The following is a 9021-nucleotide window of genomic DNA, read 5'->3' on the forward strand; positions in this document are numbered from 1 at the left end:
CATACTGAAGAGGTCGCTCGCGATAATCTCAATCCTGATAATAGGCTACTGGCTGGCCCAGGGCCTTGCTGGAGTTCCCTTCGGCGAGGACAAGATGCTTGTTGGTCACTACTACCTTCAGCACGTTAAAGAACAGACCGGTGCTGTAAACGCGGTAACTGCAATAGTCGTCAACTACCGTGGTTTCGATACCCTCGGTGAGGTAACCGTTCTCTTCATAGCCTCAACGGGCGTAGGAGCTCTCCTCTGGAGGAAGAAGAGGGGGAGGACTGCTAGGACTGAAGGTTCAGTAGTCCTCACAACGGGCGTGGAACTTCTCTTCCCGTTCATAGTCATGTTCGGTGCCTACATCTTCATTCACGGACACCTCACACCGGGTGGAGGTTTCCCAGGCGGAGCGACGATGGCTACAGCTTTCCTGCTGCTCTACATGGCGTTCACAATCTACGAGATACCCCACAAAGCCTTTGAAAAAGTCGAAGGCATCGCCGGAATGAGCTACGTCCTCGTCGGCCTCATCGGCCTTGCAATCGGCGGCTACTTCCTCTTTGACTGGATATGGCAGACCTGGCACTGGGGCAGTGACAACATCGGACGGCTCTTCAGCGGCGGCTTCATACCGGTAATCTACACGATAATCGGCATCAAAGTCGGAACGGAGCTCAGCGGCATCGTTGACAACATGCTTAAGGAGGAGGTGAGAGAATGATCTCAGTCTACTACTTCGGCGCGATAGCACTGGTTCTCGTGGGCCTCTACGGCGTCCTGGTCAAGAAGAACCTCATGAAGATACTCATCAGCCTGAGCATCATGGAGACCGGCGTCAACCTTCTCCTGATAAGCATTGGCTATGTTTCAGGAAAGAGCGCGCCCATCCTGAGCGAGGGCGTGAAGTGGAACCAGGCTGTTGACCCAATCCCGCAGGCCCTCGTCCTCACTGCAATAGTTATTGGTGTTGCTACAACGGCTATGGCCCTCAGCGCAGCCATCCTGATCTATGAGAAATACGGAACCCTTAACGTTGAGGAAATAAGGAGGTTGAGAGGATGAACGGGCAGTACGCTTCACTCCTCATCGCTTTACCGCTTATCAGCGCCTTCTTCGTTCCGCTGATAAAGGGACTTGGAAGAAAGGTCGTGATGGCCTACCTAGTGCTCATAACTGCACTCCAGACTGCAATAGCCGGATGGGTGGCAAACGAAGTCTACTCCACAGGAAAGCCGATAATCGTTATGGCCGGCGGCTGGAAACCGCCAGTCGGCATCAACCTCTACATCGGCCATTTTGCGGCGCTCTTCGTGCTTATAATAGCAGTAATCAGCTTTTTCATGGCGTTCTTCAGCTTCAAAGCCGTCACCGTTGAGCCAGTTGACAAGTACGCAATGCTCTTCCTCCTGCTGATGCTCGGTGCAACCGGAATGATAGTCACCGGGGATATCTTCAATCTCTTCGTCTTCATGGAGATAACATCAATAACCGCCTACGCCCTCACCGCCTACAACAAGACCGGCGAGGCGGCCGAGGCATCAATGAAGTACATCGTCCTCGGCGGAATAGGTTCGAGCTTCTTCCTCATCGGCGTTGCCCTCATCTACGGAGCGACCGGAACGCTTAACATGGCCCACCTCGCCCAGCTCGCTGGAGCTATTGATCCAACGGTTGCCCAGGTCGGCCTCGCGCTGATAATCTTCGGCTTGGCTGTTGAGGCTGAACTGTTCCCGCTCAACGCCTGGGCGCCGGATGCCTATCAGGCCGCACCGCACCCGATAACCGTCATGTTCTCTGCCCTCGTCGTCAAGGCAGGTCTCTACGCAATAGCCAGGCTCCTCTACATACTCCAGAACGCAAACGGATGGAGCGGTGTCCTCAAGCTTGTTATAATAATGGCCACTTTGACCGTAGTAGTTGCCGAGTTCTCGGCACTGAGGCAGAAGGACGTCAAGAGGATGATAGCCTACTCATCTATCAGTCAGGTGGGAATGATAGCCTTTGCCCTCGCCCTTGGCACACAGGCCGGTGTTGACGCGGGAGTCTTTCACATGGTCAACCACGCCATCGTTAAGGCCCTTCTCTTCCTCACAGTCGGATACGTCGGAGTTGCCCTCGGAGGGACTGCCATCGAGAATTTCCGGGGACTTGGTAAGAGAATGCCACTTACCGCTCTGACGCTCACAATAGGCTCTTTGGCTGCAGTCGGAATACCGCTCTTCAACATCTTCTGGAGCAAGGTCAGGATACTCCTTGCCGGTGTCGAGGCGGGCTACTCTTGGAGCGTTGCCCTCATCCTCGGCGCCAGTGTCGTTGAGGCCGTTTATTACCTCAGGTTGATCCATACGATGTGGTTCGTTGAAGGCGGCGAGAGGGTCAGGGAGAACTTTGTCATTGGGGTCATAGCACTCTTCCTCGCAGCGCTGATAATAGCCATAGGTGTTTACCCGAACGACATCTGGACCATAGTCCAGAAGGCGGGACAGGACGTCTTCAACGTGGCCAACTACATCAAGAACGTTCCTCTCATGGGGGTGGGAGCATGAACGAGATACCGATTATCCTCTTTACTCCTCTCCTTGCTGGAGTACTTGCCTGGCTGATAAACGTGAAGGGAGCCCGTGAGCTTATCGGAGTCATCGGCGCGGCCACTCCGCTCGCCCTCCTCGCCAAGCTCTACTCACCCATCGTCAGTAACCCGAACAACCCACTAACCTACAAGCTGACAGTAAGCGGCTTTAACCTGACATTCAAAATGGGCATGCTGAACTGGTACTTCGCGGTTATAGCCTCCCTAGTCGGCCTGGCAATGGCATTCGGAATGGTCTCAACGAGCAAGAACGGCTACGACTGGCTCTTCGCTCTCATAAGCTACACGGGCGTCCTCGGTGTCTTCCTCAGCTGGGACTTCATAAGCTTCTTCCTGCTCTGGGAGCTGATGACCTTCGCCAGCTTCATGATGGTGCTCAAGAGGAACAGGCACGAGTCACTCAAGTATTTCGTCCTGAGCGTCATCGGAGCCTATGCTATGCTCCTGGCAATAGCGCTCATCTACGCCAAGACTGGGGCACTCGACTTTGACTCGATAAGACAGGCCCTCTACATGGACGCGATGCTCGGCTCAATCAGCAAGGGCGAGACCGCTCTAATATTTGTCCTGTTCCTCACCGCGTTCGGCGTTAAGGCCGGTGCCTGGCCGCTCCACGTCTGGGCACCAGGAGCGTACAGCGAGACTGACCAGAGCTACACAGCTTTCTTCAGCGGTGCCCTCAGCAAGGCCGGAGTCTATGGGTTCCTGCTCCTCTACATCCTGATGGGTGCCAAGCTCTACTACGCCCTTGGAACCTTCCATGGCCACCTCACCTTCGCGTACATAATAGCGTGGATAGGAGCTATAACGGTCGTCGTCGCCAGCTTCCTCGCGGTTCTTCAGGAGGACATAAGGAAGCTCTTTGCATACTCATCCGTTGGTCAGGTCGGGTACATCCTCCTTGCCTTCGGACTTGGCACGGGCCTTGGCTTCGCTGGAGGTCTCTTCCATGTCCTCAGCCACGCGGTCTTCAAGGGCCTCTTCTGGCTCGTCACAGCCGCTATAATCCTCCAGACCGGCAAGACTGAGTTCAAGGACTTCGGCGGATTAGCTGAGAAGATGCCCTTTACCTTCGCTATGGGGCTCATAGCAGTCCTCAGTCTCGCAGGAATACCACCTATGGCTGGTTTCGCCAGCAAGTGGCTGATATACGAGGCCGCTATCAGCGCCCACATGCCCCTCGTGGCTGGAGCTATATTCCTCGGAAGTGCGCTGGCTTTTGCCTACGTCGTCAGGTTCCTCTACGCGGTGTGGTTCGGCCAGAGGCCGAGCGACCTTGAAGATGTGAAGGAAGCCCCTCTACCGCTCCTCATAGCGATGGCAATACTGGCAATCCCGAACATCGTCTTCGGAATAGCTCCGGGACTTGTCACGAACTACCTCAACAAGGCCCTTGGAGGACAGATTGTGGGCGGCAACTACTACAAGCTCGTTACTCAGACAGGAACCTACAACGCCCTGACCGTTGCTCTCCTGCTCGTGGTTGGCCTGGCCATAGCGGGCCTCATCTACATCTACGGGGCTAAGGCCAGAAAGATACCTGTTACGAACACCTACCAGTCTGGTAACCCAGTAACGGAGGAGTTCAACCTCAGCATAAGGAGGAACTTCTACCTCCCGCTCAAAGAAGCCTTAGCGTTCTGGCTCAGGTACAGCTTTGACAGGTTCTACGAGAGGATTGCCCAGCTCAGCGAGGACTTTGCCGATGCTCTTAGAGAGGGCTTCTACAACGGAAATGTGCAGGCCTACTCCTGGTACCTGGCAGTAATACTCCTAATCCTTGCACTTTGGGGGGTGCTGTGAATGATTGAGGTGAACTGGAAACTCATACTCGAGACGATTGGGATACTCATCTACGCGACCTTCATGGGCTTCATCTTCATGGGTATCGAGAGAAAGGCGATGGCGAGGATACAGAGAAGGGTAGGTCCACCCCTCTGGCAACCGATCATAGATACGCTCAAACTGCTCGGCAAGAAGGAGAGCGTCAGCCACGGCTTCATCTACGACTTCGGTCCTGTGTTTGCACTTGGGGCAACTATAGCGGCACTCCTCTTCATACCGATAGCGAACTTCCAGCTCTTCAGCACCAACGCTGACCTCATCGTCGTTGCCTACCTCCTTGAGGTTCCAATGCTCGGAATAATGCTCGGTGCCATGAGTTCAGGTAACCCCTATTCAGCGGTCGGTGTCCAGCGTGGGCTCCTCACCATGGTGGCCATGCAGCTTCCCTACGGTCTGGCCCTGATAGCCCTCATCCAGCACTGGGGGACTTTCAAGCTGAACGAGATAGTTGCCCTCCAACAGGCTCACGGGTGGAGTATAACGGTTCCAGCACTGCTCCTTGCTCTGATAGTCTTCGACATAGTCTTCCAGGCGTTCCTCGGTCTCGAGCCCTTTGACATCATAACGGCGCCAGCGGAAATCTCCATGGGTCCGATGGTCGAGTACGGAGGAAAGCATGCGGCCCTGCTCTTCACCCAGCACGCGGTTCAGCTCTTTGCTGAGACAGCATTCTTTGCCGTGCTCTTCCTCGGTGGGGCGAGCAACCTCCTCGAGCTCCTCATAAAGCAGATAGTGGTGCTCTTCATAGCCATCTTCGTGGCCAGCATCTACCCGAGGTTCACAATTGACCAAGCCGCCAAGTTCTTCTGGAAGTGGCCTACTATAATTGGAATAATAGCAGTCCTCCTGACAATGTGAGGTGATGGTAATGGGTGAGATGCAGAACGGTGATGTTATACACTACGAACTGAAGGAGTTTCAGGTCTTTGAGCCCCTCTTCAGGTGGGCGAGAAAGAAGAGCCTCTGGATAGTGGCCTTCTGTACCGGGTGCGGTGGTATAGAGATGCCGCCGTTAGCTACTGCCAGGTACGACTTTGAGCGCTTTGGAATAATGCCGAATCCCTCACCAAGGATGGCAGACCTATTCCTAATCACGGGCTACGTCACACCAAAGACCCTCAAGAGGATAATCATAACATACGAGATGATGCCCGACCCGAAGTACGTCCTCGCCCACGGCTCCTGCCCAATAAACGGCGGAGTCTACTGGGACTCCTACAACGTGGTTAAACAGCTCGACAAGTACATACCAGTTGACGTCGCCATAGCCGGCTGTATGCCAAGGCCGGAAGCGGTCATGGACGGAATAACCACTATCATGAAGAAGATAGAAGATGGAACCGCAGACGGCTGGAAGCGCTATAGGGAGAACTACGAATGGTACAGGAAGAACCAGGATGAGCTGTTCGGCGAAGGGTGGCGTGAGAAGGACGCGAGGAGGTGGTTGGCATGGATATGAACGAGAAGCCAAAAGTTGAGGAGAAAGTCCAGGAGGAGGCAACCATGGAGGAAAAACCAACCCTGCCCAACACCAAGGAAGGAAAGCTCGTAAAGGCGCTCCTTGAGAAAGCTCCATACGCTCAGGGAGAGGTGATCCGCGAGAGGCGCGTTAAGTTCACCGTTCCGGCTGATAGAATACACGAGTTCCTTGAGCTCGCAAGTGAAACCTTTGAGATGCTCATGCAGATAAGCGTCGTTGACTGGCTCAAAGAGGGTCAGTTTGAGGTAACCTATCAGCTCTGGAGCGTGAGCGAGAGCGTCCACGCCTTCGTGAAGACGAGGATCCCGAGGGATGGTGCAAAGCTCCCGACGGTCATGGACATCTGGCCTGTAGCGGAGACCTACGAGAGGGAAGCGCATGAGTTCTTTGGAATAATCTTCGAGGGTAACCCGAGACTTGGTCCCTTCATCCTCGAGCCGAGGGAGTACGAGAAGCACCCGCTCAGGAAGGACTTTAACATGCTCTCCTATGTTAAGGCAATCTACGGTGAGGACTTCGACAGGTATGATGAGAGCAAGACCAACTACGTGATATGAGGTGATTATCATGGCTAACCTTGAAGTTCCAAAGGAGTTGAGGGAAGAGGCGAAGGCCCACGACATGTACCTTCACCCAATAGACAAGGACACCTATGAGCTGTTCTTCGGTCCACAGCACATGGCAACCGAGAACTTCAGCATAATCCTCAAGATGGATGGCAACAGGGTCGAAAAAGCGATTGTCAATCCCGGATTCCTCCACAGGGGTTTCGAGAAGCTCGCCGAGCAGAGGCCATACTTCACCAACATTGCCCTGCTTCTCCGTATCTGTGTTCCGGAGAGCGACGTTCCTGAGAACATCTACTCGATGGCCGTTGATGAAATAGTCGGCTGGGAAGTCCCTGATAGAGCAATCTGGATAAGGAACGTCGTCCTCGAGATGGCGAGGATGGCCGCGTGGATGTTCTGGATAATGGGCTTTGGAAACGAGATAGGCCTCTATACCGCCGGCCAGTGGGCCGCTGCCTACCGTGAGAGGTTCATGCGCCTCTTCGAGGAGCTTACAGGGGGCAGGGTCTACCACATCTACACCGTGCCAGGTGGCGTGAGAAGGGACATACCAGGAGACAGGTGGCTCCGTCAGCTCAGGGACACCGTCGAGTACCTTAAGGGCAAGCTCAAGGACTTCGACGAGATACTCTTCGACAACTACATCATGTTTGAGAGGACTGAGGGAGTAGGTGTCATGGATAAAAAGTTCGCCCTCAAGCACGCCGTAACCGGGCCGAACCTCAGGGCAGTCGGCGTTCCCTACGACGTCAGAAAGGACGACCCGTACTACCTTTACGATCAGCTTGACTTTGAGGTTCCGGTACTCAAGGAGGGAGACAGCCTCGCGAGGGTTCTCGTCAGGAGGTACGAGATGGAGCAGGACCTCTATATACTCGAACAGCTCCTCGACATGGGGCCGCCGAGCGGGCCGTACATGGTTCAGGATGCTCGCCTTAAGGCCCTCCCGAGGTTCAAGCCTCCAGCGGGAGAAGCCTACGCCCACGTTGAATCAACTAAGGGTGACTTTGGGGCTTTTGTGGTCAGCGACGGAACCCACAAGCCTTACCGCGTCCACGTTCGCGGCCCAAGTCAGAGCCACGGTGTAACAGTGCTTGAAGAACTATTGAAGGGAGCGCGCCTCGCTGATGTCCCGGTCATATTGAAGACCCTTGACAACTGCCCGCCGGATATAGACAGGTGATGGAAATGCCCGCGAGAGTCGTTGGTGAGGAAAAGGTCAAGATCAAGAAGTCCTTCATCAAGCCCTGGATGGGCATCAAGTACCTATTCAAGAAGCCGGTCACGATAAAGATACCCTATGAGAAGATCGAACCCGCTCCAAAGTACAGGGGCTTCCACACTCTCGACTGGAAGAAGTGCGTTGGCTGTAACTTCTGCGGCCAGATATGCCCGGCCAGGGCAATAGAGATGACTTGGATCGAGGGAGAGAAGAGACCGCACCCGAAGGTGGACTACGGCAGGTGTACATTCTGCCAGTTCTGTGTCGACGTCTGTCCGACTGGAGCGCTCGGCTTCAGCGAGAACTACTACCTGACCACCGGCGGCCTTGAAGAGGATCTGGAGCTCTACGACTGGGTCCCCATCGACCCGAAGAAGATGAAGGAGCTGAACGAGAAGTTCAACGACTACCGCTTCCCTGTCGAGAGGATACAGTTCAACAAGGAGACGAGGGAGGTCACCTACTATCTCCGTGACGGCTCGACAATCCAGTTCAAGATACTCGGCTACGGACTCAGGCCACCTAAGCCGCCTGCAAAGCCTGCGGCCAAACCTGCGGAAAAGAATGAGACAAAGCCCGCTGAGAAGAAGAAGGAACCTAAGGCCGAAGAGAAGAAGTGAGGTGTTTCTTTTTATCTCCCCACCTTCAATTCTCACAACTTCTGGCGATAGTATTTTTAAGTTTCGTCTCGTATTAACACCGGTGGTCTCATGCCCGTTGATTTGAGAACCGAAAAGACACTCGGCCTTGTCGGCTCAATCCTGACCCTGCTGGGCGGTCTGAGTGATGGAGCAATAAGAACCGGCTCGGTCGTTGTGTTCTCAAACTTGGTGTCTCTTATCGGTTTCATTTTTGTGCTTATGGCACTCCACGGCATCAGCACCAAGCTGAACGACGAGAGACCTTTCAAGTACTACCTGTACTCGGTAATAGTAGTGATTGGTGGTCTGATAGTTTTCGCTATTTTGCTTGTCGCCGGAATCATTTCGGCGTTTGCAACAGATGAGGCAGGAATAATCGGAGGATTCGCGAGCATCGGTCTGGGGTTTGCTGTATTAATAGGCCTAATTATTCTCTCAGTGTACTATCAGATCCAGGCCTGGCGCGCGACCTACGAGATAACCGGCGTTGAGGAGTTCAACCAGGTCGCCACGTTCCTCAAGTGGGGTGCGATAACCCTGATAATCCTCGTCGGCGTCCTTCTGCTCTTGATAGCAGAAGTATTCCAGATAATTGCCTTCTCAAGGCTTCCGGATGAGATAGAACCAAAGGATCAGAAGCCAGAGTACGATACCGGGGTGGTCGTTTATTGAGCTTTCCTTCTTTT

10 protein-coding genes are annotated in these 9021 nt (G+C 54.1%); all 10 read left to right on the forward strand.

All coding sequences use genetic code 11. The features are described 5' to 3' along the window. Nucleotide 1 precedes the first annotated feature (1 nt). The gene (locus A0127_RS08830; protein WP_062390911.1) at nucleotides 2–709 is read left to right on the forward strand and encodes a Na(+)/H(+) antiporter subunit B; all 708 of its coding nucleotides are present in this window, start codon (nucleotides 2–4) and stop codon (nucleotides 707–709) included. Beyond that, entirely contained in the window at nucleotides 706–1050 is a 345-nt protein-coding gene (locus A0127_RS08835; RefSeq protein WP_054841563.1) for an NADH-quinone oxidoreductase subunit K, read from the forward strand. The genes A0127_RS08830 and A0127_RS08835 overlap by 4 nt, the downstream gene beginning before the upstream one ends. After that, nucleotides 1047–2534 carry a proton-conducting transporter transmembrane domain-containing protein gene (locus A0127_RS08840; RefSeq protein WP_062390444.1) on the forward strand — a complete coding sequence of 496 codons (1488 nt, stop codon included), beginning with the start codon at nucleotides 1047–1049 and terminating at the stop codon, nucleotides 2532–2534. The genes A0127_RS08835 and A0127_RS08840 overlap by 4 nt, the downstream gene beginning before the upstream one ends. Further along, the gene (locus A0127_RS08845) at nucleotides 2531–4381 is read left to right on the forward strand and encodes a proton-conducting transporter transmembrane domain-containing protein (RefSeq protein ID WP_062390446.1); all 1851 of its coding nucleotides are present in this window, start codon (nucleotides 2531–2533) and stop codon (nucleotides 4379–4381) included. The genes A0127_RS08840 and A0127_RS08845 overlap by 4 nt, the downstream gene beginning before the upstream one ends. Next, entirely contained in the window at nucleotides 4382–5281 is a 900-nt protein-coding gene (locus tag A0127_RS08850; RefSeq protein ID WP_062390448.1) for a respiratory chain complex I subunit 1 family protein, read from the forward strand. A 10-nt stretch (nucleotides 5282–5291) separates the two neighbouring features. Beyond that, nucleotides 5292–5882, forward strand: coding sequence for a NuoB/complex I 20 kDa subunit family protein (locus A0127_RS08855; protein ID WP_197463608.1), 591 nt, complete (start codon nucleotides 5292–5294; stop codon nucleotides 5880–5882). Next, nucleotides 5873–6460, forward strand: a complete 588-nt coding sequence (locus tag A0127_RS08860; protein ID WP_082781417.1) for an NADH-quinone oxidoreductase subunit C — start codon at nucleotides 5873–5875, stop codon at nucleotides 6458–6460. Before A0127_RS08855 ends, A0127_RS08860 begins: the two co-directional genes overlap by 10 nt. Nucleotides 6461–6470: 10 nt before the next feature. Then, nucleotides 6471–7655: an NADH-quinone oxidoreductase subunit D gene (locus A0127_RS08865; protein ID WP_062390450.1), complete on the forward strand. Its 1185-nt coding sequence runs from the start codon at nucleotides 6471–6473 to the stop codon at nucleotides 7653–7655. Continuing rightward, nucleotides 7655–8314 (forward strand): NADH-quinone oxidoreductase subunit NuoI, encoded by a 660-nt coding sequence (gene nuoI, locus A0127_RS08870; RefSeq protein WP_197463579.1) that lies wholly within the window; start codon nucleotides 7655–7657, stop codon nucleotides 8312–8314. Before A0127_RS08865 ends, nuoI begins: the two co-directional genes overlap by 1 nt. 90 nt (nucleotides 8315–8404) lie before the next feature. Continuing rightward, a complete protein-coding gene (locus A0127_RS08875; protein WP_062390454.1) occupies nucleotides 8405–9007 on the forward strand; it encodes a DUF996 domain-containing protein in 603 nt (200 codons plus the stop codon). The last annotated feature ends 14 nt before the right edge of the window (nucleotides 9008–9021 follow it).

Source organism: Thermococcus peptonophilus, assembly GCF_001592435.1.
Taxonomy (GTDB): domain Archaea; phylum Methanobacteriota_B; class Thermococci; order Thermococcales; family Thermococcaceae; genus Thermococcus; species Thermococcus peptonophilus.

What these genes read in the sequence shown, in the direction of transcription:
- A0127_RS08860 (WP_082781417.1), top strand. Translation starts at nt 5,873, where the DNA reads ATGGATATGAACGAGAAGCCAAAAGTTGAGGAGAAAGTCCAGGAGGAG.
- A0127_RS08845 (WP_062390446.1), top strand. Translation starts at nt 2,531, where the DNA reads ATGAACGAGATACCGATTATCCTCTTTACTCCTCTCCTTGCTGGAGTA.
- A0127_RS08865 (WP_062390450.1), top strand. Translation starts at nt 6,471, where the DNA reads ATGGCTAACCTTGAAGTTCCAAAGGAGTTGAGGGAAGAGGCGAAGGCC.
- A0127_RS08855 (WP_197463608.1), top strand. Translation starts at nt 5,292, where the DNA reads ATGGGTGAGATGCAGAACGGTGATGTTATACACTACGAACTGAAGGAG.
- nuoI (WP_197463579.1), top strand. Translation starts at nt 7,655, where the DNA reads ATGGAAATGCCCGCGAGAGTCGTTGGTGAGGAAAAGGTCAAGATCAAG.
- A0127_RS08875 (WP_062390454.1), top strand. Translation starts at nt 8,405, where the DNA reads ATGCCCGTTGATTTGAGAACCGAAAAGACACTCGGCCTTGTCGGCTCA.
- A0127_RS08835 (WP_054841563.1), top strand. Translation starts at nt 706, where the DNA reads ATGATCTCAGTCTACTACTTCGGCGCGATAGCACTGGTTCTCGTGGGC.
- A0127_RS08850 (WP_062390448.1), top strand. Translation starts at nt 4,382, where the DNA reads ATGATTGAGGTGAACTGGAAACTCATACTCGAGACGATTGGGATACTC.
- A0127_RS08840 (WP_062390444.1), top strand. Translation starts at nt 1,047, where the DNA reads ATGAACGGGCAGTACGCTTCACTCCTCATCGCTTTACCGCTTATCAGC.